At 44.8% G+C, this 24,767-nt stretch carries 19 protein-coding genes and 1 pseudogene; 9 read left to right on the plus strand and 11 right to left on the minus strand.

All coding sequences use genetic code 11. From position 1 onward, the window contains the following. Positions 1-15: 15 nt before the first annotated feature. Genes B5G04_RS07075 through B5G04_RS07085 form a run of 3 tightly spaced genes read right to left on the minus strand, consistent with a single transcriptional unit; the run spans position 16 to position 3,240 of the window. Positions 16-489, minus strand: a complete 474-nt coding sequence (locus B5G04_RS07075) for a DUF4847 family protein (protein ID WP_022040049.1) — start codon at positions 487-489, stop codon at positions 16-18. Positions 490-496: 7 nt separating this feature from the next. After that, positions 497-2,545 carry a M3 family metallopeptidase gene (locus B5G04_RS07080; RefSeq protein WP_162612719.1) on the minus strand — a complete coding sequence of 683 codons (2,049 nt, stop codon included), beginning with the start codon at positions 2,543-2,545 and terminating at the stop codon, positions 497-499. Further along, positions 2,542-3,240, minus strand: a complete 699-nt coding sequence (locus tag B5G04_RS07085; protein ID WP_087396500.1) for a Crp/Fnr family transcriptional regulator — start codon at positions 3,238-3,240, stop codon at positions 2,542-2,544. The genes B5G04_RS07080 and B5G04_RS07085 overlap by 4 nt, the downstream gene beginning before the upstream one ends. 350 nt (positions 3,241-3,590) lie before the next feature. On the opposite strand from B5G04_RS07085, the gene B5G04_RS07090 reads away from it, so the two are divergent. Together B5G04_RS07090 and B5G04_RS07095 are read left to right on the plus strand one after the other, a co-directional pair. Then, positions 3,591-4,190 (plus strand): MarC family protein, encoded by a 600-nt coding sequence (locus B5G04_RS07090; RefSeq protein WP_087207392.1) that lies wholly within the window; start codon positions 3,591-3,593, stop codon positions 4,188-4,190. A 47-nt stretch (positions 4,191-4,237) separates the two neighbouring features. Next, positions 4,238-6,097: an SLC13 family permease gene (locus B5G04_RS07095; RefSeq protein ID WP_022040044.1), complete on the plus strand. Its 1,860-nt coding sequence runs from the start codon at positions 4,238-4,240 to the stop codon at positions 6,095-6,097. Positions 6,098-6,121: 24 nt separating this feature from the next. On the opposite strand, the gene B5G04_RS07100 is transcribed toward B5G04_RS07095, so the two are convergent. Together B5G04_RS07100 and B5G04_RS07105 are read right to left on the minus strand one after the other, a co-directional pair. Then, a complete protein-coding gene (locus B5G04_RS07100) occupies positions 6,122-6,889 on the minus strand; it encodes a TIGR03915 family putative DNA repair protein (protein ID WP_087247179.1) in 768 nt (255 codons plus the stop codon). Between the two features lie 21 nt (positions 6,890-6,910). Next, complete coding sequence (locus tag B5G04_RS07105; protein ID WP_087247181.1) at positions 6,911-7,795, minus strand: aldose 1-epimerase family protein; 885 nt, start codon at positions 7,793-7,795, stop codon at positions 6,911-6,913. A 137-nt stretch (positions 7,796-7,932) separates the two neighbouring features. Here B5G04_RS07105 and B5G04_RS07110 point away from each other — a divergent pair, with 137 nt between their 5' ends. The 3 genes from B5G04_RS07110 to B5G04_RS07120 all read left to right on the plus strand — a co-directional run bounded on the left by B5G04_RS07110 (position 7,933) and on the right by B5G04_RS07120 (position 12,221). Further along, complete coding sequence (locus B5G04_RS07110) at positions 7,933-9,987, plus strand: tetratricopeptide repeat protein (protein ID WP_087247182.1); 2,055 nt, start codon at positions 7,933-7,935, stop codon at positions 9,985-9,987. Further along, entirely contained in the window at positions 9,971-10,720 is a 750-nt protein-coding gene (locus tag B5G04_RS07115) for a LytTR family DNA-binding domain-containing protein (protein WP_087207385.1), read from the plus strand. Before B5G04_RS07110 ends, B5G04_RS07115 begins: the two co-directional genes overlap by 17 nt. A gap of 139 nt (positions 10,721-10,859) precedes the next feature. Beyond that, positions 10,860-12,221 (plus strand): DUF5723 family protein, encoded by a 1,362-nt coding sequence (locus B5G04_RS07120; RefSeq protein WP_087247184.1) that lies wholly within the window; start codon positions 10,860-10,862, stop codon positions 12,219-12,221. 214 nt (positions 12,222-12,435) lie between these two features. On the opposite strand, the gene yfcE is transcribed toward B5G04_RS07120, so the two are convergent. Beyond that, the gene (gene yfcE / locus B5G04_RS07125; protein WP_087247186.1) at positions 12,436-12,975 is read right to left on the minus strand and encodes a phosphodiesterase; all 540 of its coding nucleotides are present in this window, start codon (positions 12,973-12,975) and stop codon (positions 12,436-12,438) included. 299 nt (positions 12,976-13,274) lie between these two features. Between yfcE and B5G04_RS07130 the strand changes: the two genes are divergently transcribed. Beyond that, positions 13,275-14,468, plus strand: a complete 1,194-nt coding sequence (locus B5G04_RS07130) for an OmpA family protein (RefSeq protein ID WP_087207382.1) — start codon at positions 13,275-13,277, stop codon at positions 14,466-14,468. Positions 14,469-14,488: 20 nt separating this feature from the next. Beyond that, positions 14,489-15,745, plus strand: a complete 1,257-nt coding sequence (locus B5G04_RS07135; RefSeq protein ID WP_087247188.1) for a DUF4595 domain-containing protein — start codon at positions 14,489-14,491, stop codon at positions 15,743-15,745. A 77-nt stretch (positions 15,746-15,822) separates the two neighbouring features. On the opposite strand, the gene B5G04_RS07140 is transcribed toward B5G04_RS07135, so the two are convergent. After that, on the minus strand, positions 15,823-16,215 hold the full coding sequence (locus tag B5G04_RS07140; protein ID WP_013616231.1) for a hypothetical protein: 393 nt from the start codon (positions 16,213-16,215) through the stop codon (positions 15,823-15,825). 126 nt (positions 16,216-16,341) lie between these two features. Between B5G04_RS07140 and B5G04_RS07145 the strand changes: the two genes are divergently transcribed. Further along, entirely contained in the window at positions 16,342-18,687 is a 2,346-nt protein-coding gene (locus tag B5G04_RS07145) for a sugar-binding domain-containing protein (RefSeq protein ID WP_239414058.1), read from the plus strand. Between the two features lie 273 nt (positions 18,688-18,960). On the opposite strand, the pseudogene B5G04_RS07150 reads toward B5G04_RS07145, so the two are convergent. Continuing rightward, positions 18,961-20,153: pseudogene (locus tag B5G04_RS07150) on the minus strand (acyltransferase). A gap of 429 nt (positions 20,154-20,582) precedes the next feature. Here B5G04_RS07150 and B5G04_RS07155 point away from each other — a divergent pair. After that, the gene (locus B5G04_RS07155) at positions 20,583-21,788 is read left to right on the plus strand and encodes an esterase (RefSeq protein WP_087247192.1); all 1,206 of its coding nucleotides are present in this window, start codon (positions 20,583-20,585) and stop codon (positions 21,786-21,788) included. Positions 21,789-21,949: 161 nt separating this feature from the next. On the opposite strand, the gene B5G04_RS07160 is transcribed toward B5G04_RS07155, so the two are convergent. The 3 genes from B5G04_RS07160 to B5G04_RS07170 all read right to left on the minus strand — a co-directional run bounded on the left by B5G04_RS07160 (position 21,950) and on the right by B5G04_RS07170 (position 24,740). Beyond that, on the minus strand, positions 21,950-22,522 hold the full coding sequence (locus B5G04_RS07160) for a LuxR C-terminal-related transcriptional regulator (protein ID WP_013617292.1): 573 nt from the start codon (positions 22,520-22,522) through the stop codon (positions 21,950-21,952). Between the two features lie 144 nt (positions 22,523-22,666). Beyond that, entirely contained in the window at positions 22,667-24,316 is a 1,650-nt protein-coding gene (locus B5G04_RS07165) for an FAD-dependent protein (RefSeq protein ID WP_087396502.1), read from the minus strand. Between the two features lie 43 nt (positions 24,317-24,359). Then, positions 24,360-24,740 (minus strand): GxxExxY protein, encoded by a 381-nt coding sequence (locus B5G04_RS07170; protein WP_087396714.1) that lies wholly within the window; start codon positions 24,738-24,740, stop codon positions 24,360-24,362. Between the last annotated feature and the right edge of the window lie 27 nt (positions 24,741-24,767).

Here is a 24,767-nt window from a genome sequence, read left to right on the forward strand (position 1 = left end):
TAATAAGGTGTTATTTTAGTTTCTGAATCCGACGGGGTAAAATTGTATATAGTGGTTCTTGTCTGCATTAAATAGTTTAATGAGTTGTGAATCTCCCCGATAAAAATGTGCGTTGCTGATTTCATCATAGAACGTCTTGTCTCGTCCGCTAGGGGTATGGTTGGGAGTCAGCCTCACCGAAAAACTCCGGTCATTTCCGTCTGCACTCCATGTGCCGGTAAACGTAAACGATTCGCCTTGTCCTGTTACGCTCCCGTCTTCAGCAAATTGGATGATGAACTTGTCCGGGTCTTTGTTGATTTGCTCCAAGTCATCTTTCGAGGTTGTCAAGGTGTAGTTATTGTCATCTTGCCAGTTTGTCGTGTCATACGAACCGCTCCAATGCCATGTCTGTCCGCTGGCGAATATTTCAAACACATCATCTTCCTGGTTGCATCCGCAAAGCAGCGTTGCCATGCACAGCCAGATGTATAATCCGTATTTTCTCATTGTTTTTTCATTTTATGATTCCATTCCGTTTCAGTAAAGCATCGATGGCAGGCTCTTGCCCTCGGAAGCGCTTGTATAGTACCATCGGATGCTCAGTTCCTCCTTTCGACAAGATATTGTCGCGGAACGATTGTGCCACTTCGGTATTGAAAATGCCTTTTTCCTTGAATACAGAAAAAGCATCAGCGTCCAGCACTTCTGCCCATTTATAACTATAATATCCGGCGGCATAGCCTCCCGACATAATGTGCCCGAACTGTACGCTCATGCACGTGCCGGCTATTTGCGGCAAGATTTGTGCGCGTTTCCACGCTTCTTTTTCGTATGCACGGACATCTCCGTCGAATGCGGTATGACGTGTATACCATGCCATATCCAGCAATCCGAAGCTGACTTGACGCAGGCAGGCGTAGGCAACGTTGAAATTGGCTGCGTCTATAATTCGCTTAACCAGTTCTTCGGGCAGTGGTTCATGAGTCTGGTAATGACGTGCAAAGGTATTAAGAAATTCTTTTTCAATGGCAAAATTTTCCATGATTTGCGAGGGAAGTTCTACAAAATCCCAATAAACATTTGTTCCGCTCATGCTTTTGAACCGTGTATTGGCGAATGTGCCGTGCAATGCGTGTCCGAATTCATGCAGGAATGTGGTTACTTCCGAGAATGTCAGCAGTGCCGGTTTGTCGGGGGTCGGCTTTGTGAAATTCATCGTGACGGAGACATGTGGACGGCTGTTGGTACCATTGTCGTCTATCCATTGTTCCTTGTAGCTGGTCATCCATGCTCCTGATTTTTTCCCAGCACGTGGATGGAAATCGGTGTAAAGTACGGCCAGAAAACTTCCGTCTTTATCGTATACTTCATATGCTTTGACGTCCGGATGATATACGGGGATGTCTTTGTTTTCTTTAAAAGTTATGCCATACAGGCGTGTAGCCAATCCGAATACACCGCTTTTCACCTGGCTCAGTTCGAAATAAGGCCGGAGGGCTTCTTCGTCAAGGTCGAATTTTTCCTTGCGCAGTTTTTCTGAGTAATACGAGAAATCCCAGGGCATCAGTTCGAAGTGTTTTCCTTCGAGGGCATGTGCCAAGGCTGTAACTTCTTCTATTTCTTTATGGGCTGTAGGGGTATAGGCTTCCAGCAGTTGGTCGAGCAGGCGATAAACGTGCTGGCTGTCTTCTGCCATGCGTTTCCTGAGTACATAGTCGGCAAAGTCGGCGAATCCTAGCAGCTGGGCTATCTGCATGCGCAGGTTTACCAACCGTTTGACGATATCAAGGTTGTTTTGCTCATTATCGTGTGTACATTGGGTATTGTAGGCAAGATATAGCTGACGGCGTAATTGGCGGTTGTCGCAATATTTCATAAACGGCACATAGCTGGGTGCTTGCAGCGTAAATATCCATCCGTTTTTCCCTCTTTCTTTTGCTGTATGTGCAGCTGCTTCGACGGCACTTTCGGGAAGCCCTTTCAGGTCTTCTTCTTGGGTCAGTTGCAATTCGTAATTGTTGGTTTCTTTCAAGTGGTTTTGTGAAAAACGAAGAGTAAGGGTACTCAGCTCTGTACTGAGTTTGCGGAAAGTCTCTTTGTCCGTATCCGAGAGGTTGGCACCGTTGCGCACAAATCCATCATACGTTTTTTCCAGTAACCGGTATTCTTCGTGTGTAAGGTTGATCCGGTCACGTTTTTCATACACATGTTTGATACGTTGGAAAAGCCTTGCGTTCAGATTGATGTCGTTGCTGTGTTCCGACAATTCGGGCATCAGTTTTTCAGCAATGGCTTCCAGGTCATCACTTGTTTCGGCACTCATCAGGTTGAATAGCACCGTGGTGACTCGGTCAAGCAGTTCGCCAGACTGTTCCAATGCTTTTACCGTATTATCGAAGGTAGGTTCTTGTGGATTATCGGTAATGGCTTTGATTTCTTCGTTTTCACGGCGCATGCCTTCGCGGATGGCAGGCTCATAGTCGGCGAGCGTGATTCGGTCGAATGGCACGGTAGCGTGCGGTGTATGGTAGGGGGTGAAAAATGGATTTTCCATAAATGTCATTTTGTTTGTTTATTGGTTTGGTTGTAGGCTATAAGTGCATTCATGTCGGGGATTTCTATTTCTCTCCGGCTGAGTGATACCAGGCCTTCTTGTTTTAGTTCATTTAATATTTTCGAGACGTTGATGCGTGTGTCATCTATCAGGTCGGCAAGGTCCTCCATCCGGATATGCAGCCTTTTGAAGCCGTTGGTGGTGGTGCATCGCAGCAACAGGAAATTGATGATTTTGCTTTGTGTGTCGCCGATGTGGGCGTTCCACAGGCGGCGGTAAATGGTTTGTGCCCGGTTGCTAAGCAGATTCATGAAATTCAGCTGGAAGATGGCATATTTGTTCAGTTCTGTCAGAATGTATGATTTGTCGATACTGATGATGTTTGCGGGCGTCAGGGTGTGATATGACGCATTGTATTGCGGATACATTCCGAACAATGAATAAGGCTCTATTACATACGGTGCTTCCAATGTTTCGTAGAGTGTATAATTATGGGTTGGGTCTGCTGATTCTGACTGTATTTTGCCTTGCAAGACAAAAAACAGGCCCTCGCAAGCATTGTTTTGGCGCACGATGCAACTACCTGCGGGAAGCTTTTGAAAATGTAGTTTTACTTTTTCCAGTATGGCTGTAAAGTCTTCTTTACATAGCCCTTGGAACAAGGGAAGTAGCAAAAGCTTATTGTACATACTATTCTCTTCCATCTGTCTTTAACTTTATTAAGTTATAATTTAACATACAAAATTAAGCAATATTCTGATACATAACATGGCTTTTACCTTTTTTATTGTTTCTTACCGTCTGGTAATGCTTGCTGGGGCAGAGGACGGTTTCGGTCAACATAGATGATACCGGTTGGTCATATAACTAGTCTGGCTTGTGCAGGTATATCCTTTTGTCTTTGAAGATATATTCGGAGAGCGATGGAAATATGTTTTCCGGCTGGGTGGTTCTGTCTTTATTTTTGTGAAATTTGGAGGAATATTGCTTGGTATGCATCTTCATTTCGTTTTTTTATGTTATATTTGTGAACAAAAATTAAACTTATGAGGCTATGGGAGTATTTAGTTTGCAAGAATTGGTAAGTGCGTTTATTGTACTGTTTGCGGTAATTGATATCATTGGTGCTGTTCCCATTATTCTGGATTTGAAGCAAAAGGGACGTTCTGTCAATGCGATAGAGGCTACTTTGATATCGGCTGGACTGTTGCTGGCTTTCTTTTTTGCCGGTGACATGATTCTGAAGCTTTTTCAGGTGGATATCGCTTCGTTCGCGGTGGCGGGTGCGTTTGTCATTTTTTTGATGTCGCTCGAAATGATACTGGACATCGAGATATTCAAGAATATCGGTCCTATCAAGGAGGCTACGTTGGTGCCGTTGGTTTTCCCGTTGCTTGCCGGGGCTGGGTCGTTTACTACTTTGTTGTCTTTGCGGGCGGAATATGCAACGGTTAACATTTTATTGGCTTTGTTGCTGAACATGGTATGGGTGTTTATTGTTTTAAAGATGACCGACCGTATCGAACGCATGCTGGGGAAAGGGGGAATTTATATTATCCGTAAGTTTTTCGGCATTATTTTGCTTGCCATTTCTGCCCGGTTGTTTACGGCAAACCTTACATTGCTGATAGAACAGTTCCAGCACGGTGGCTGATACAGGGTAATTTTTCATTCTTAAATTTTTAATTCTTCATTTAAAAGATGCTTGTAACACTTGTTATTTTGGTCCTGTCTGCCGTTTTCTTTGTTTCGGGAAGGGTGCGGTCGGATATAGTAGCGTTGTGTGCGCTGATAGGCTTGCTGGTTTTTCACGTCTTGACTCCAGAAGAGGCTTTGTCGGGTTTTTCTAATTCTGTAGTGATTATGATGGTAGGACTGTTTGTCGTAGGAGGGGCTATCTTCCAGACCGGATTGGCCAAGATGATCAGTTCACGTATTTTGAAGTTGGCAGGTAAAAGCGAGTTGCGTTTGTTTTTGCTGGTCATGCTGGTGACTTCTGCCATCGGGGCTTTTGTAAGCAATACAGGTACTGTAGCTTTGATGCTGCCTATTGTGGTAAGTCTTGCCAACAACGCTGGTATGAATCCGGCACGTTTGTTGATGCCGTTGGCCTTTGCCAGCAGTATGGGAGGTATGATGACGCTGATTGGTACCCCGCCTAATCTGGTGATACAAGACACACTGGTACATGCGGGATTTGAATCCTTGTCGTTCTTTTCGTTCCTCCCGGTAGGGTTGGTTTGTGTGGCAACAGGCATCGTGGTGTTGTTGCCTCTTACGAAATGGTTTCTATCGAAGAAACGTGAAAAAAACAATGGTGAATCTTCCGGAAAGTCTTTGAATGAACTGGTCAGAGAATATGGTTTGGCACATAACCTGTTTCGTTTACGGGTGGATGCAGCTTCGGGTATTGTCGGTCAAACGGTACAGACATTGGATGTGAGACGGCGCTACGGACTGAATATTCTGGAAGTACGTCGGGGAGAAGCTTCACAGCATCGTTTCCTGAAGACAGTTACGCAAAAGTTGGCATCGGCAGATACGGTTATCCAGGCAAATGATGTCTTGTATGTAAATGGGGATATTTCATCCGTAAACCGTTTTGTCGGGGAATGTAGGTTGGAGATGATGGACGGGCACATTACCGAAGAAGCCGTCAATGGCGAACGTTCGTTGGGATTTTATGATATCGGCATTGCAGAAATAGTGTTGATGCCCACTTCCAACATCCTCAATCAGCGGGTAAAAGAAGCAGGTTTCCGTGATAAGTTCAATGTGAATGTGCTGGGGATACGCCGGAAAAAAGAGTATATATTGCAAGACCTTGGCAATGAACGGATGCACAATGGTGATGTGTTGCTTGTGCAGGGCCAATGGCATGATATAGCCCGGTTGACTAAAGAAGATACCGACTGGGTGGTATTGGGACAACCTTTAGCTGAGGCCGCCAAGGTGACGCTCGACTACAAGGCGCCGGTGGCTGCTGTTATTATGCTATTGATGGTGGCGATGATGGTTTTCGACTTTATTCCGGTGGCTCCGGTTACGGCGGTGATGATTGCCGCTATGCTGATGGTGCTTACGGGATGCTTCCGTAATGTAGAGGCTGCCTATAAGACCATTAATTGGGAAACTATCGTATTGTTTGCAGGTATGCTGCCTATGTCGTTGGCATTGGAGAAGACAGGAGCGTCCGATTATATATCCGGTTCTTTGGTGAACGGGTTGGGGGCATACGGACCATTGGTTTTGATGGCAGGCATTTATTTTACCACTTCTTTGATGACCATGTTTATCAGCAATACGGTGACGGCTGTGTTGATGGCTCCTATAGCCTTGCAGAGTGCTATGCAGATTGGGGTAAGCCCGGTGCCTTTTCTCTTTGCCGTAACAGTAGCTGCAAGTATGTGTTTTGCTTCACCTTTCTCTACTCCTCCTAATGCCTTGGTAATGCCTGCCGGACAGTATACGTTTATGGATTATGTCAAGGTAGGTTTGCCATTGCAGATACTTATGGGGGTAGTGATGATAGTTGTATTGCCGCTATTGTTCCCGTTTTAGTCCTGCAGTTTTTTGTGGGTATGGTTAATTCTTTTCAGTCAAGAATTTCCAATAGCGGACAGGCATGTCTTTTTTATGTTTGACAGGGTTAAGGCGTTCGCGGATACAGATGGAGTGAAAGTAGTTTTTCCAAAGTGTCTGGTATAGTCTTTCTTCCCTGTCAAGTAGATTTTCATCAACTTTTCCGGTCACTAAAGCAGGCTGATGGACATTTGTAAAAGCGATTTCGTTCACTTGTATGCCATCGTAATAGTAACCGAAATGCCGGCGTGCGTCATAGATAATCCAGTGTTGGTCGGCAAAACGGTCTTGAAAATGCCTGATGGTTAATGATAGCACATTATACAGAGGTTCTATTATGCCGAAATATGTGCCATCGGCAAGTTTTTGAAAGCGTATGAATTGTAGGATGCGGTGACGTTCACCGCTTACTTTTCTTCCAAGTTGTGTAACAGCTAATGTTACAGGGTTGGTGAAATCGGTAGTAATGGAGTGTTTTGAATCGAATATTTGTTTCATATATTTCATCAAGAGCATAGGAGCCTCGGAGGATTCAGACAACCAACAGTAGGTGATGAGTGCTGTAGCTTGTTTCGATAGTTTTCTACACAAGGCTTTCCATACCCGTTCCGCTTTTTCAGTACAGGTGGTGACGCGGTAAAGTTCATTATAAAATAAAGGAAGAGGCTCTGTTTCATGCAAAAGTTTGTCGGGAAATGTCCGGCGCACGTATGCATCAAACAAAGCCGTAAGCAAGCCTTCGAATGTATGGTCGTAAACGAAGATAATCATTATAATAAAGAAAAATTTTGATTACTTTATATCTTCCAGTACGATGGAATAGCTGGCATCGAAACTCTTGTCAGGTTCCAGGGTCTGCATCCATTCACGGTCTTTAAACTCTCCTTTGTATCCGACAGAATCACAACGTCCGTACCATGGCTCAATGCAGACAAAAGGAACATCGGGATGGGATACAGAAGGCGACCAGATGGCTACCAGTGGGCTGTCGAATTCTACGCTAAGGTAAGGAGTCTTGGATTTGTCTGTCAGTGTGATTTTTTTCAGTTGGCTATTATCAAACATGTAGGTATCACATTGGAAAGTGGCAGGAGTTAGTTCCAGCATTCCATTGTTTAGTGTCAGGCTTTGTCGTTCGTTTGATGTACAGCCTTTTTCTGTTGGCGAGATATATTCTAATATTTTTTTGTCTTTACCGAAGTCGAGAAACCCTTTTTCTTTGGTAACTGTGTCGAAGTCACGGTAATAAAAAGCAGGGTGTGCGCCTATTTGGAAATACATGTTTTCGTTTCCTGTATTTTGAACACTCCACATTACTTCGATGCGATTCCCTTTTAGCCGGTAGCCAATTTCCAGTACAAATGTGAAGGGGTATTTCTTCAGTGTTTCTTCATTGCTTTCCAGACTGTAAATGAGGGCGTTCTCTTCTTCGTATGTCAGCTGGAAATCCATGTCCCGTGCAAATCCATGCTGCCCTAATTCGTATGATTTTCCCTTGTGGCGGTAAGAATTGTTCCATACCCGTCCTACAATAGGGAATAATATAGGCGAATGACGTCCCCAGAACCGAGGATCTGCCTGCCACAAATATTCTGTTTCATTAGCAACGATGCTTACCAGTTCGGCCCCATGATCGGCTACTTGGATACTGATTTTGTCGTTAGATAGTGTTTTCATATTTCCCGTTATTTATGATGTTTGGATTTTTATTCCAAAAATACGAAATTCCTTGTTTGCTCGTGTAATTTATGCAACTTATTTTTGCTATGTATACTTTTTTTACATACATTTGTCTTGGCAAGACAAGAAAAGATATGAATCGTGAAATAGTGATAGTTTTGATAATAAGTTGCCTTTGGGGAGGATTGGCAGGAAGTTGTGTCAGGAAGAAAAAGGTGGAAAATGTAGATTGCTATGCGCCTTTGTTTGCGCAATGGGAAGATACGTTAAGTGATAATCCTGTTTTTGTATGTGAAAAAGTCGATAGTATCTTGCCTTTGCTGAAGGACAGCATTACGTATTATCAAATGCTTACCCTTAAGGCAAAGGCAAAGATGTTTATATCGGAAACAGATTCGGTAGAATGCCTGTTGCGTTTAGCTACGGATTTCTGCAAAAAAACGAATGTGTCCAGTAAGCGGCATTGGATTTTATCGGCAGAAGTCGCAAATATGAAGGGCAACTTGTATGCACGTACGACTGTTTTTGACTCAGCACGAATGGCGTTTCGGAGAGCGTATGATTTTTGCGAGCGTGTGGATGAGCCTTATAAACTGCTGAATGTTGCGTTGAATTTGGCAGATGCATATAGTGGCGAAGGCAGATATGACTGGAGTTCGTATTGGTACAGAAGGGCTTTGGCATTGGCTGATTCGTTGCGCATGCCCGATGAGGAACGTTTCCCGATTTATTATGGGCTTGCTCAAGTCAATATGAATTTGCGGGATTTCGACCGTTGCGACTATTATTTCGATTTGGCAGGAAAATATTTCGCTCAAATGAAACCTTATGAGAAGCATATTTATTTGAATAACCGGGGAAATTCTTATTATTATCGGCAGGACTATCCGAAAGCATTGGATTATTTCCGCCGGTTGTTGGTGTTTGTCAACCAGTATCCGGATATGAAATTTGAACGGAATATGACAATGGTGAATTTAGGAGAGGTTTTTTTGCTGATGAATCAGACGGATTCGGCAACTTATTACCTGAATCAGTGCTATGCTTATTTCAAGGAGATGGAAAACACTTCCGCTCTTTATTATATAGATACCCAGCTGATTGAACTGGCTTTGAAAAGAGGAGATTTGCCTTTGGCAAGGAAACGTTTGCAAGAAGCTGTAAAACCTGATGTTATCGACCCTAATATGTTGCATATACGGAACCGTTACTTGCAGCATTATTTTGAGGAAAGCGGTAATTTCAGGCAAGCATATTATTATTTGAAGGAAAATAACCGAATAGACGATTCTACCCGTAATGAACGCATCCGGATGAGGGTTGCATCTATAGCATTGCGTTATCAGCGCGATAGTACACTGATGAAGAAAGAAATGTTTATTCAACAAAAAGAAAATGAAGTGTTGCGCCTGAACCAATGGCTTTATGGTGGTTCGCTGGTGGTGCTGCTAGCAGGTATGTGCGGCTTTTTTATTTTCTTGCATCGTAAAAAGAAACGTGCCAAAGTAGAAAGCAACTTGCGTACGGCCATCACTTCGTTGCGTTTGGCGAATATTCGCAACCGTATTTCTCCACATTTTATTTTCAACGTGTTGAATCGGGAAGTGAAGGCGAATCGGGTTGCGGAGTCGGATACTAACCTGAACGGGTTGATTAAACTGATACGTCGTAATTTGGAATTGGCAGATAGCCTTTCTGTTACATTACGTGACGAGTTGGATTTTGTGCAGACTTATGTGGAGTTGGAAAGCAAGACTTTGCAGCCCGATTTTGTCTATACCGTCGAAGTGGATCCCCAAATCAATCAGACCAATGTGAAGATACCTGCTATGCTGCTGCAGATTCCAATAGAAAATGCCATCAAACATGGCTTGCGTACAAAGGTGGGGCCAAAGCGGTTAAGCATACATATTTGTCAACACACCGATGAAATAGAAATATTTATCCGTGACAATGGAGGAGGGTATCGTATCGGAAGTGGTGCCTCTGGAACAGGGACCGGTATGAAAGTTATTACCAGGACACTCCAATTGTTGAACGCTTACAATCGTCGTCCGATTGTGATGCATATAAATAATGTAGAGATGGCATCGCATGAAACCGGATGTGAAGTTTATTTTCGGTTGCCAGTAGATTATTCATTTGAATTGAAGAAACAAAAGAAACCCTTTTATGGAACAGATATTTAGAACAGTCATTGTAGACGATGAGGAAAGTGCCATTGATAATTTGTCGTTCGAATTGCAGCGTTATTCTTACGTGTCGGTAGAAGGGACTGCACGAACGGGAAGTCTCGGATTGAAAGTAATAGAAAAGACAAAACCCGATTTGTTGTTCCTGGATGTGGAATTGCCAGATATGACCGGGATGGATGTACTTGCCCGCTTGCGTGACCGGATTACATGGAATATGCGTGTCGTATTTTATACGGCATATAATAAATATGTGATTGACGCATTGCGTAGTGCTGCTTTTGATTTTCTGCAAAAACCGGTTGATTCGAGTGAATTGCAGATGGTTATGTCACGATTATATGAGCAAAATGTGAAAAGTGATGTAGGCAATGTTGCCGCTTTATTAAAAGACAGGCCGTTTATGGTAATGACTCCTACTGGGGACTTGCGTTTTTTGCGTGCATCCGAAATCGGGTATTTCCGTTATTTATCGAACCGTAAGATATGGGAAGCAGCCTTGACCGATGGTACATTCCTGGCGTTGCGTCGGAGTACGACGGCAGAACAGTTATGTGCTTACGATTCGGTTTTCATACAGATTCATCAATCGTATATCATCAATATGCATTACCTGATTATGGTGCAGGATAACCGTTGTATCATGTATCCGCCTTTTAATGCTGCCGAGGAGTTATTAATATCCCGAAAATATAAGAAAATAATGATCGAACGATTTTATCAGCTATAAGTTTTGACCATATAGTGGCTAATTTTGTGCATTTAGCTCACGAAACAGATAGGATAGTTGTAAAATCCCGTTTTTGTGAAATTGTTGGTAATGGCTATTTTTTTATTTTTGTAGAAACATTTAACGATAGAGCATATTTATGAAGGGATTTTTAAACAGAAGAGTTTGGTTGGTGGCAGGTGGTCTTTTATTGGGTATGACGGTGCATGCCCAGTATTTGCGGACATCCTATTTTATGGAAGGTACTAGCTCAAGGTTGGAATTGAATCCAGGATTACAACCAATGAGAGGATATTTTAATATACCGGTTTTAGGGTCATTCAATGTCGGTACGTCTTCCAATGTGTTGGGCATCAACGATATTATCGATGTACTTGATTCGGGAGAAGATATATTTCTAAATGATGACTTGTACAGCCGGTTGAAATCAGACAACCGTCTGAATGTAAACCTCAAAACCGATGTCCTTTCTTTTGGTTGGTATGCGGGGAAGGGCTTCTGGAATGTAAATGTCGGTTTACGTGCTGATGTAGGAGCATCTATTCCCCAGTCTATGTTTGAATACTTGCGTAGGGTAAATAATACAGAAGATATCAATGGTAGCTTCTCGAATATGAACTTCAATTTGAATGCTTATGCCGAAATCGGCTTGGGATATTCCCGTCAGATAACCGAGAAACTTTCTGTGGGTGGACGTGTGAAAGTGCTGTTGGGGATAGCACGTGCCGAAATGGCTGTTGACAATTTCGATATTTATGTGGATGACGCACTGACAAACGGTGATTATACGGAACTGAATCCTTATCAGACGTATGGTAGTGCCACGGTTAATGCACGTGTCTCCACGACAATGAAAGGTGGAGGCTTGAGTTTTGATGAAACTACGGGGCAGATTGATGGGTTCGATATAGACGGAAGCAATTTTGGCATAGCGGGTGCAGGATTCGGTATTGACCTGGGAGCCAGTTACAAGGTATGGGATAACTTGACCGTATCAGCGGCTGTACTTGATTTAGGATTCATTAAATGGAAAGAAGGCGAAACTACAGTAGCTGCACCTGCTAACGGCTCTTTTGAAGTGACAGGCAGCAATTATCAGGATTTTCTGGATGGAGACTTCTTGAGTATGGATCGTTTCAATTTTGTGCAAGACAAAGAGGCTGCAGAAGATACCAAGACTACGTTGGCGTCTACTATCCTGTTGGCAGGTGAGTATGGTTTGCTGGATAATAAGTTGAGTGTTGGTGCTATATATACCGCACGCTTTGCTGAACCTAAGACCTTGAATGAACTGACATTCTCGGCCACCTACCGGCCGAAAAACTGGTTTAATATTGCTACCAGTTATTCTCCGATTCAGGCGGGAGGAAAGTCTTTTGGTCTTGCCTTGAAATTGGGAGCATTGTTCTTAGGTACTGACTATATGTATTTTGGGAATAGCTCGAAAGCGGTAAATGCCTTCATCGGGTTGTCTATTCCATTGGGAAAGAGCAGAGACTAGAAGATTCTTACGTAAGAATGTTTGTTCGTAATGTGTGTAGGGTGAAATGAATATACTTGCTTTGCTGTTGTAATATATATGCGTTGACAACTACAGATATATAAGCGTTATAAAATATATTAAAGAAAGACTCTCTTACAGAGAAGCAGCATATTTTGTCTTGTCTGTCTTTATTTTCAATGCTGCTCGGTAAGAGATGTCTTTCTTGTCTTTTTCAGATTTCCAGTGATTTTAGTTTTGTACCGTCAAGATGATAGAGAGTGATGACTCCATTTTCATAAGTGGCGAATGTGGGTTGATTCCCTCCTTTGGGGAAGGTTATAGAACCAGTATTGCATATTGTTATGCCATTTTGTTTTTCCAGTCGCCACAGATGGGTGTGCCCGTAGAACAAAGCATCATATTTCCCTTTAGGCAAACGGTTTTCATTGTATAGATGTCCGTGTGTCAGAAGCAGGAATTTTCCGTTGTCTGCTACTAAGGCATAGTCGGAAAGTATCGGAAAATCAAGTAGCATTTGGTCTACTTCCGAATCACAATTGCCTCGGACGGCAATGATTGACCCCGAAAAATGATTGAGGCATTCAGCAATGCCTTTAGGGTCCAGCCCTTCGGGAATCCTGTTGCGTGGACCATAGTTCAGTATGTCACCTAAGATGCAAAGTACGTCGCATTGGTTTGCGTCATAGAATTTCATTACTTGTTGCAGGCAGGGCAAAGAGCCGTGGATGTCGGATACGATTACATATTTCATAAAGTTGGTGTTAATAGTTTGTTATTCGCCTGCAAAAATAGAAAGAATTGGAGAATATTTCTCATTCTCTGGTGAATCCTTCATTCGATTCAAAAAAAATCAATCTGTCTCTCTGTCCGTCAACATACGCTCCTGGTGTTTTATTGGTAGACTGTTGTTACTTTTTTTTTACAGCATAAGTCTGCTTTTCGTCCGTTTGGACTTCTTTTTTGTGTATATAGTGATAAAAGCTGGAAATGAAGGTTTGTATAATATCTTGAATCTCTCTATATTTATAAAAATTATAAAAAGAGAAAGATATGATGAGCAGAAAATTTTTGTTTTTGGCAGTGTTTTCTATCCTAGGCTTATCGGCGTTTTCTCAAATGTCGGCCGATCGGATTTATTTCGGTGTAAAAGGAGGAATGGGGCTTTCGTGGGCTAAGTATTCCGAGTTGAAAAATCGTGACCCGAAAATGCTATTTGGTGGTGTAGGAGGGGTTTTTGCTGAATTTGAGTTCGGTGAGAACCGTTTGTTTTCTATCCGTCCAGAAGTGGACTGGCTTTCGCGAGGGACTAAAATCAGCGACAGTGATTTGGATTATAAATTGAAGGCGAAATATGTAGACGTGCGTCTGCCTTTGATTTTTAATTTTGGTGATTATCAAAGCGTACGTCCGTATGTGTATGTGGCTCCGGTTGTCGGCTTTGTGCGTGGCGGTGATATATCGCTCACCGAACATGGTATGGATTATAAAGTGGATGTTTCTGAAGCCAATATGGCAAACACTTATTTTGCCGGTGCAGTAGGAGCCGGAGTGAAAATACCCATTCATTTGAACGGAGGCAAACGTTTGCAGTTTGCTTTGGAAGCCAATTATCAGTATGGGTTTACCGATACCTACAGTGATATGGAAAAGAGTGGAGAGGCTATTGCTGTTAATCGTTTCTGGTATGACATCCGTGGTAACCGGAAATTGCAGGGACTTGAGATAACCGCTTCGCTTTCTGTGCCGTTGAGTATCTTTAAACGGACACCTAAAAAGAAAGTCGTAGAACCTGTATATGTACCCGAACCGGTAGTAGTGGAAGAAAAACCGGTGGTGGAAGAAAAGCCTTGCTATACATTGGAGGAAATTATGGAATTGCTGGGTAAGGGCGAGTCTATTACAGGTAAGACCATTTGTGCGATAGACATCATTAATTTTGAATTTGATAAGAGTACCATCAAGAAAGAGTCGTATCCGTATCTTGACAAAATTGTGCGCTTGATGAAGAATACGCCGATTCATGTGGTTGTAAGAGGGCATACGGACAATGTTGGTGATGCCGATTACAATATGGAACTTTCGAAAAAACGTGCGGAGGCCGTTTACAATTATTTGTTGAAAGCGGGTGTAGAACCCAGTCATTTGTCGTATGAATATTACGGAATGACGCGTCCTATTTCGACCAATGATACTCCGGAAGGTCGTTTGATGAACCGTCGTGTAGAATTTGAAATTACCGAATAATAAGTTAAGGAGGAAAGATTATGAAAAAGAAAAATGCAATAATAAATAGCTTTGCGTTTTTATTGCTGGCTGTATTGATGTCTGCGTGTAATAAAGACGGCATTGAAACCATTGTGATAGAAGACGGACAGCCGAGCGTGGCACAAATGCTGATTGGTCGTTGGAATCCCACAGGAGGTGAAATGGCAAATCCCAGTACGGGGGAAGTGACAGAAGATATAAATATAAGTGATGTTCCATGGCTGGATTTTGGAGAAAACGGAATAGGTTCATGGGGTAATGGAGGAAGCGGAACCGGTGGAAGTGCCGGAGAAAGCTTCGATTGGAATGCAGATGAGGGGAGTGGACCCATTATCGGCGGTGGAAGCGGTTATGACGGTGAAGGTCCTTCTGTTACTTTGGGAGGCGAACGTTGGTATATCTTCCAGCTTACCGAGCGTATCTTGATCATTTACCGATTTTATGGCGATTATATTATCATTTATTATTATTATCGTGTAGGTGATTATAATGAGCCGGAACCTGAACCGACACCGGAACCGGGAAACGATTGTCCATATCAGCCGCAGTTCTCTGACAATCAACGTATCGTACGGATAGAAGAAACAGGTAATGTCGCAGGGTATCGATTTGAAAATGTTTATCTTTATGAATATGATGATTTGGGACGCATATCTTCTTTTTCTTATGGAGTGAATGAAAATGAATTATATTGGACTTGGAATTATCAATATGATGCGGAGAAAGTTTCTGTAGCTCTTAATGATGCTTCGGATTGGTGTTTTGAAGGTTATTTCAATGAAGATGGTTATATTACACGGACACGTAATGTGTTGGATGATGAAGATTTCGTGTGGTATGATTATAACGATGAGGGTTATCTTATAGGTGGTAAAACGATGGATGATTATATAGATGTGGAATATGATAATAATTGGAATCCTCTTTCTATTCATTATCCTAATGGAATGATTTGGCAGTATACCTATACGCGTGATGATATAAATTCGTATAGTGTGGATTTGAATAAGGTCGTATGTTCTTCCGGCTTCCAATTGGATGCAACACAAACCGATTTCAATGGTTTTTTTGCACAATTTGATTTCTTGGGACATCGTGCTCCATGTTTAGTTGCAACAGAAAACACGTATGGAACTGCTTCAGGAATGGGGGATGTATCTGAATTTAACTATGAGATGGCAAATGGTCGTATAGACCAAATAACTCGTTATCGAGGAAATTATATTTATACGTATAAAATTATTTATGCGAATTAGTTCTCTCTTTCATACATAGATTGTAGTTAATCCAAGGGAAGCGAGGTTGTTTGATAAGCAGCCTCGCTTTAGCTTTCTTATTCATTCTCCTCTTTCAGATCTTGCAGCTGCTGTTTTATATCATCTACAAAATCATTTGCCTGTTCCATAATATCATCGAACTGCTTTTTCAGTTCCTCATGATTGAACTCGGCAGCTTTGTCCGACATCTCTTCTGAGAATTTTTCCAGTTCTTTCCGTTGGTCTTCGGTCATGTTTTCCAGTACTTTTTTGCCTTTTTCATTGATGCTGCGGTATTCTTCGCCTACCCGTTTCCAGTCTTCTTCCGTATAGGTAGATGCATTTTTGAGAGTTTCTTCGGTCAGGTTTTTCATGTCGTTCACGTAATCTTGGGCACTGTAGCTGGTGCATGCGGTGAGGCATATACCGGCAAAGCCGATGGCAAGGGCAAGGTGAGATAGTTTTTTCATAAATAGAAGTTTTTTGATGTGAGTAAATACAAAGGTAAACAAATTCTTGAAATCTGGCGGATATTTTCTTTATTTTTGCAACAGATTCAGAAACCAAAATTGATACCCATGAAAAAACAGATTCTTATGTATGCATTGCTGGTGCTGTGCCTTTCGGTGTCGGCATCTTCCGGAAAACAATTGTTCAATAATGGCTGGCGTTTCCGTTTAGGTGATATCGCAGAAGCAAAAAACGAAGTATTTGATGACGGAGTGTGGAGGGAACTGACGCTTCCGCACGACTGGAGCATCGAAGGACGTTTTGACAAGGATGCACCAGCCGGTAATGATGGAGGCTATTTACCTGCCGGCATCGGATGGTACCGCAAGACGTTTGAACTACCCAAGGCTATTGAGGGCAGGAAATACCAACTTTATTTCGAAGGAATCTATATGAACTCGGAGGTCTATGTCAACGGGCAGCGTGCAGGTGGGCATCCGTATGGCTATTCTTCGTTTTTTGTAGATATTACATCGTATGTGAAAACGGGAAAGAATACGGTGGCGGTCAGAGTTGATAATTCGCAGCAGAAGAATTGCCGTTGGTATACAGGTTCGGGAATTTACCGTAATGTGTGGCTGGTTGAAAGTGAACTGGTGCACATCGCAAATTGGGGTATCCAGGTAACAACTCCCGATTTGCATACAGCAGTCATTAAGACTGACATAGAGAACGAAACGGATGAAAAGAGGACAGTTGAAGTAAAAACAGAAGTATCCGGACAGCATCAGACTGAAACAATCGTGCTGGAGCCGGGTGAGCGGATTGGTGTAACGCATACCTTGGCATTATCCGATGCAAAGCCTTGGTCGCCCGATACCCCGAACTTGTATACCGCCCGCATCACCGTGACCGAAGAAGGGGAAACGGTAGATTGTAAAGAAGAACGCTTCGGTTTCCGTACTTTGGCCTATTCAGCCGAAAAAGGTTTTCTGTTGAATGGAAAGGCTGTCTTATTGAATGGCGGATGCCTGCATCACGACAACGGCATTTTGGGGGCGGCTGCCTACGACCGTGCCGAATGGAGGAAAGCAGAGCTGATGAAACAGGCTGGTTTCAATGCCGTACGTACTTCACACAACATTCCTTCGGAAATTTTTCTTCATGCTTGCGACGAGTTGGGGCTGTTGGTTATCGATGAAGCTTTCGACGGTTGGCGTGATGCCAAAAATACGTATGATTATCATACGTTGTTTGACGAATGGTGGAAACGTGATATTGAAGCGATGGTGCTCCGCGACCGCAATCATCCCAGCATCTTCTGCTGGAGCATCGGTAATGAGGTCATTGAGCGGAAGAAGATAGAGGTCGTGACTACGGCACGCAAACTGGCAGGCCTTTGCCGCAAACTGGATCCGACACGTCCGGTGACATCGGCGCTTGCCGCATGGGACAAAGACTGGGAGATATACGACCCGTTGGCTGAAGCACACGATATTGTAGGATATAATTATATGATTCATAAATCAGAAAGTGATCACCGGCGTGTTCCATCCCGTATCATGATGCAGACCGAATCGTATCCCAACGACGCTTGGAAGAATTTTCGTAAAGTAAAAGACCATGCATACATTATCGGTGATTTTGTATGGACGGCGGTAGACTATATCGGTGAGTCGGGCATTGGACGCTGGTATTACGAAGGCGATGTGCCGGGTGAGCATTACCACCGTCCGCTTTATCCGTGGCATGCTGCTTATTGTGGCGATATCGACCTGACGGGACTGCGCAAACCTATCAGCCATAACCGCTCTATGTTGTGGAATGATGCGGGAGACGAGCATTTGTACATCGCCGTAAAAGAGCCTGATGGCTACAAAGGAAAAATACAGACTACGCAGTGGGGGACGTGGCCTACTTTTGCTTCATGGAATTGGGAAGGGCATGAAGGTAAACCGATAGAAGTGGAAGTATATTCACATTATCCTATGGTACGGCTCTACTTGAATGACCAACTGATAGAGGAAAAGCCGGTAGCGGAAATGAAAGCTGTATTTTCCTTGGCATATACACCGGGTGTGCTGAAAGCTGAAGGCATCCGCAATGGAGAAACTATCGAAACACAGACCTTGCGAACAGCAGGAAAACCTGTTGCTCTGCGCCTTACAGCGGACCGAAGTAAGCTCAATGCCGACGGGCAGGACCTTTCGTTTATAGTAATAGAGGCAATCGATGCGGAAGGGCAGACCGTACCGGTGGCTGATAACCGGTTATCGGTATCTGTCGAGGGGGCGGCTACGTTGCTTGCTTTAGGCAATGCCGACATCAAAGACGAAGACCCGTATTTCGATTCTACGCATCGCTTATGGAAAGGACGTGCATTGCTGGTGGTGCGTTCCAATAAGAAGAGCGGTAAAGCAAGCATACAGGTATCTGTCGGGGATATCGGCGGAAAGGATATGAAGCAGCGTCTTTCTCTTTCGTTCAGGTGACGTTGAAGCATTGGGGGCAGCACACAGAGACTGGCATCATCCGTGTGCTGCCGGTTGGTATTGTTTATTATGAATGTCCACGGTTAGCCAATCCGGCAGAGTTGAAAACGCAGTATATATTCATAGACGTATGCAGTATATATTCAAATGCGTATGCAGTATATATTCATAGACGTATGCAGTATATATTCAAATGCGTATGCAGTATATATTCAACCGCGTATGCAGTATATATTCATTTTTCAGGACTATATATTGGCTGTGGGCGGACATTCATTTTGTCTTATTTGCATCAGAAGGGGTGGCAGGTTTGAACAATTGCTTTTTCAGCCATTCACGTACTGGCAGGTCGTAGAGGCGGTAAGCTCCGTATGCTATCAGAATAGCAAGCAGGAAAGTGCTGACTGCAACGAATATGTGTGTGCCTGTGGGGGCATCTTTGTGGCTGTTTGCCCATGCCATTTGCATATAAATAAGCGGGTAATGGGTGATGTATAGTGGAAAAGATATGTCGCCGAGGAACTTATTGATGCTTCCCGAGGTGCTTCCCTTTACGCTGCTTCCGGCGCCTATGGATACGATAAGCGGAAAGAAAACCAGGATACAGGTAGCTTCGTAAAGCCCGTTTGTCCAGCGTGCGTTTCCTTCCGGACCTAATCCCATCCAGGGCATGCACAGTAATACGACAATCATTGCCGAGCACCACCAGAATCCTCCTTTTACCTTGATAAGTTTTCCGGTGCGCGACAACAGCAGTCCACAGAAGAAAGGATAGAGCAGGCGTGTCAATCCTATCTGTAATTGGTCGGGAGAAAGACACCAGCCTCCTATTACCGTATAGGAAGCCGAAGAGCGTGCAGCCAGGAAACCGAAAATGTCAATGTTCAGGCAAAGCACGAGGGTCATGATACCGAAGAGTACCACACAGCACCCAATGCTTTTCGTGAAAAGTGCCTGAAAAGGACGGCATATAAGAAATTGGCAAGATATTCCCATTGCAATGACCATGCCGGACCGTTCAGGGGATTGGTTTCTCCCCATCCACGGATGTCCATCGATGTGGGTATGGGAATCATGGTAAATGCCCATAGCATAATCAGGGCTGTTTTATACCAAGGCTTGTCTCCGATAAGCGGAAAGCTGGAGCAATCACCGAAATAGAACAGGGCGGCTCCAAACAATGAACCGAATATCACCATCGGATGCAGGCGGATAAGCCGCCGTTTGACAAATCCCCATGTCGACATACGGTCCCATCGGTCATCGTAAGCATACCCTATGACAAATCCCGACAAGACAAAAAAGAAGTCTACAGCAAGATAGCCGTGATTGATGGGCTGGCTGGTACCGCCGTGGTAATAGGTTTCAAACAAATGGTAGGCTACGACAAGCACAGCGGCTACACCGCGTAGTCCGTCCAGTATTTCGTAGCGTGGCTTAGAGGCAAGATATACATTGCTTTTCATGCGTAAAATATTTTAATTTGTGAAACTTACAGGAGGTAAGAAGTCAAGTAGAAGCCAACACCTTTTAGGCTGATAGCATAAGCAGTGCCATTGCCCTTTATTCTTCATTCTTTACTTTCTCTACCTTCTTGTAGTATATGCAAAGATAATGGATAATGCTTGTTTTCGATATTCCGCTATAAAAGTAAAGTCTTCATTAAAAAACTGTTTTGAATTTCTACAAAAAGTTTTTTCTCGTCTTGATGTGTTCGTTTTCGTGTGTGCTTTGGCAGTTTTTGGGGTCTTCAAAACTCATCCTAAATCAGCATACGATAAATTCAAAACAGTTCCTAAAAAAATATTTTATTTTTTGATATAATCTGTGAGGAAAGCGGAATGCCTTTGCGGGAATTGTGCTAATTTTGTCAACGTATTAATAAAACGATAAGTATGAAACAAAGATTATGGATGCTGGCGGCGGGATGCCTGTTCGCACTCGCTGCCCAATCGCAAGAGACCGTTGCGGTAAACACAGGGAACATCGTTTCGCCGGAAGTGGATACGGCGGCGCAGACAGTCACATTCCGCCTGTTGGCACCGGCGGCAAAAGAAGTGACGGTAGAAGCCGACTATTTCGGCAAGGTGCAGAAACAAACTCCGCTGGGGGCGGTAGAGATGCCTCTCCGTCAGGCGATGACGCGCGACACAGCAGGCGTGTGGACGCTGGAGACTCCGATGCCTGCGCCCGAATTGCACACGTATTGTTTCTACGTAGACGGGTTGCGGATGGTGGATCCCAGCAACGTATATATGCTCCGCGACATAGCCACGTATACCAATTATTTTCTGGTCGACGGTGAGCTGTCTGCCAACTATTTTGTGCGCGAAGTGCCTCACGGCACGGTGTCGAAGGTGTGGTATCCCAGTCCGAAGCTGGGGATGGAGCGCCGCCGCATGACGGTTTATACTCCGGCAGGTTACGAGGACGGTACGGAGCGTTACCCTGTGCTCTACCTGCTTCACGGTGCCGGGGGCGACGAGAATGCGTGGAGCGAACTGGGGCGTGCCGTGCAGATACTCGACAACCTGATAGCGCAAGGCAAGGCGAAACCGATGATTGTGGTGATGCCGAACGGGAACGGCGGGCAGGAAGCTGCTCCGGGCGAGTACCCGAACAGCATGTACAAGCCTTCGTTTATGAATCCGAAGACGATGGAAGGTTCGTTCGAGGTGGCATTCCCCGATATCGTGTCGTATGTGGAGTCGCATTACCGCACGGTGGACGACAAGGCGCACCGTGCCATTGCGGGCCTGTCGATGGGCGGATTCCATTCGCTTTACATCTCTGCCAACTATCCCGACCTGTTCGATTATGTAGGTTTGTTTTCGGCAGCCGTCAACCGTGAGGCAAAGGGAGACAATGCTTTTGTCTATGCCGACCTTGACACGAAGCTTGCCCGCCAGTTTGCCGAGGCTCCGAAACTGTATTTCATCGCCATCGGAACTGCCGATTTCCTGTATCAGGACAATGTGGGGCTCCGCAAACGGTTCGATGCCCAGGGCTACCGTTATGAGTACATGGAAACGGATGGCGGGCATATCTGGAGCAACTGGCGCAAGTACCTGAATCATTTCTTGCCGGAGCTGTTCCGGTAGTTTTTCACCACAGATTACACAGATTTTCAATTAAAATTATTTGAATATCCGCAAACAGCCAATGTAGGGGCGTATCGCATACGCCCCTACAGGTTGATTGGCAAGATGCGGGCATTCATATAAAATTATTTTAATCTGTGTAATCTGTGGTGAAAGACAACCTACACGCGGTCGGCTTCCACGTATCCGTGCATCACGGCGTAGATGGCGAGGGCGGACACCGACTTGATGCCCAGCTTTTCGGTAATGTTCTTGCGGTGTGAGATGACCGTGGTGAGGCTGATGTTGAGCCGTTCGGCTATTTCCTTGTTGATGCAGCCTTTGGTAAGGAGCACCAGCACTTCGATTTCGCGGGGCGAAAGGTCGTGCGCGGTGGCGTGCAGGGGAGGTAAGGAGTGATGCCCGTACTGGCGCAGGCGCACGATGGCTTTCAGCAGTTCGTCTTGTGCAAGGGTGCAGTTCAGCGTGGGTACGCCGTTCAGCTGCGGATGTTCCCCGTTCGAAAGCACGATGGTTTTCGGTTGCCGTTCAAGGAAGAATGCGGTATGCATGAAGTAGATTTGTGCCGACACGAAGTAGTGGGCATACATGTCGGGCGTGTCGTCTATCAGTTGTCCGAAAGACGAGAACATACGGATTACGGCATTGGGTATCAGCTCTTCGAGGATGGTCCGCAATCCGAGTGCAGCCAGCGTGTTTTGTTCGAGGATGGCAATTTCAGGTGTATGTGGCATGGTTGATTGATTTTTGAAACGCAGATTAACGCAGATTTTCGCAGATTATTTTATTAGATGATTTACGATTTCATACCAAACCGTTATTGTCAATCGAAAAATTGCGAATAAAAACAATCTGCGAAAATCTGCGTTAATCTGCGTTTAAATTGATAATACATATTCAGCAGCAGCTTCGGCACACCGCTCTCCGTCGATGCCTGCCGAGACGATGCCGCCTGCATAGCCTGCCCCTTCTCCGCAGGGGAAAAGGCCCTTTACGGTTACGTGCTGGAGCGTTTCGGCATCACGCACGATGCGTACGGGGGCGGAAGTGCGGGTCTCTACGGCTATCATCACGGCATCGTTGGTAAGGAAGCCGCGCGAACTTTTCCCGAAAAGCTGGAAACCTTTGCTCAGGCGGTCTCCGATAAACCTCGGGAGCCAGAAGTGCAGGGGCGACGAAATCAGTCCGGGGCTGTACGACGTGGGGGGCAGGTCGAAGCTCAGTTTCTTGCGGGTAAAGTCTGCCATCCGTTGTGCGGGAGCCGTCTGCCGCATGTTTCCCTGTTGCCAGCAGATTTGTTCCAGCTTTTCCTGGAAACGCATCATCGCCAGCGGGTGTACTGTTCCTTCTTCCGTCTTTGCCTGTGCTATCAGGGTTTCGGTCTGTGCTTCCGCCGAGTTGGGGAAAGCTTCGCATGCCTGCAGTTGCAGGTCGGGATGGGCGAGGTCTTCCGTGCGGAGTTCCACCACCATCCCCGAGTTGCTCCATTTCGTACCCCGGTTGCTGGGGCTCATTCCGTTCACCACTATCTGGTGCGGACCGCTTGCCGCCGGCACCACGAATCCTCCGGGGCACATGCAGAAGCTGTATACGCCCCGTCCGTCTACCTGTTGCACGAAGCTGTATTCCGCCGCGGGCAGGTATTTTCCCCGTCCCGCCTTGTTGTGGTATTGGATTTGGTCGATGAGCATCGACGGGTGTTCCAACCTTACTCCTACAGCGATGCCTTTCGGCTCGATGTGTACGTCGTGGGTATAAAGCCAGCGGTACACGTCGCGTGCCGAATGTCCTGTGGCAAGGATGACGGGACCGCGGAACGTCTTGCCTGTATTCGTTTCGATGCCCGCCACTTCATTGTGTTCGATGATGAGCGCGTCCATGCGTGTCTGGAAGTGCACCTCCCCTCCGCAGGCAAGGATGGTGTTGCGCATGTTCTCGATGACGCGCGGCAGTTTGTCCGTCCCGATGTGCGGGTGTGCGTCAATGAGGATGGAGGTGTCCGCTCCGTGCTGGCAGAACACGTTCAGTATCTTTTCCACGTTTCCCCGCTTCTTGCTCCGGGTATAGAGCTTTCCGTCCGAGTAGGCACCTGCTCCGCCTTCGCCGAAGCTGTAGTTCGATTCGGCGTCCACTTTGTGCTCACGGCTGATGCGTGCCAGGTCTTCCTTGCGTTCTCGTACGTTTTTCCCTCGTTCTACCACGATGGGACGCAGTCCCAGTTCTATCAGTTTCAGTGCCGCGAACAGTCCTCCCGGTCCGGCTCCCACGACGATGACGGCAGGTTTCCCGTCCACGTTGCGGTATTCGGTATGTGTAAAAGCTTCTTCTTCGGGCATTTCGTTGATGAACACCCGTACTTTCAGGTTGACGAAGATGGTTCGTTGGCGTGCGTCGATGCTTCGTTTCAGTATGCGTATCGCCTTGATGGTCCGTGCGTCCAGCCCCTTCTCCCGGCTGATGTATTGCTTGATGTTGTCATCGCTTGCTGCCTGTTTGGGCAGTACTCGTAATTGAAGTTCTTGTATCATAGGTATCTTTTTTTCTCACCACAGATTACACAGATTAAACAATTTATTTTACATATCGTTTAATACCGTTCTGTAAGTTTGTGGTATTGAAATTTATTAATAATCCAACGTGTTTGTTCGCAAGTTTCAAGTAAGTGAGCAATTGAGCGGTATGGATAGGCAACAGGTTTTCTACCGATTTTAACTCTACAATGACTTGATTTTCTACGGAAATATCTATTTTGTAAGCATTGGGAATGATTATGCCATTGTAATTGATGTCAATTCCTTTTTGTCGTTCATAATGTAATCCTTTTTGTCCCAGTTCATAGCATAAACACGTTTCGTAAGTGCTTTCAAGAAGTCCGGGGCCCAATGCTTTATGTACTTGATAGGCACAGCCTATAATGTTATATGATAATTGGTTTAATTCTATCGTGTTCATCGGCATGAGAAATAATAAATTAAAATA

The sequence above is a fragment of the Bacteroides sp. An51A genome (genome assembly GCF_002161565.1).
Taxonomy (GTDB): Bacteria; Bacteroidota; Bacteroidia; order Bacteroidales; family Bacteroidaceae; genus Phocaeicola; species Phocaeicola intestinalis.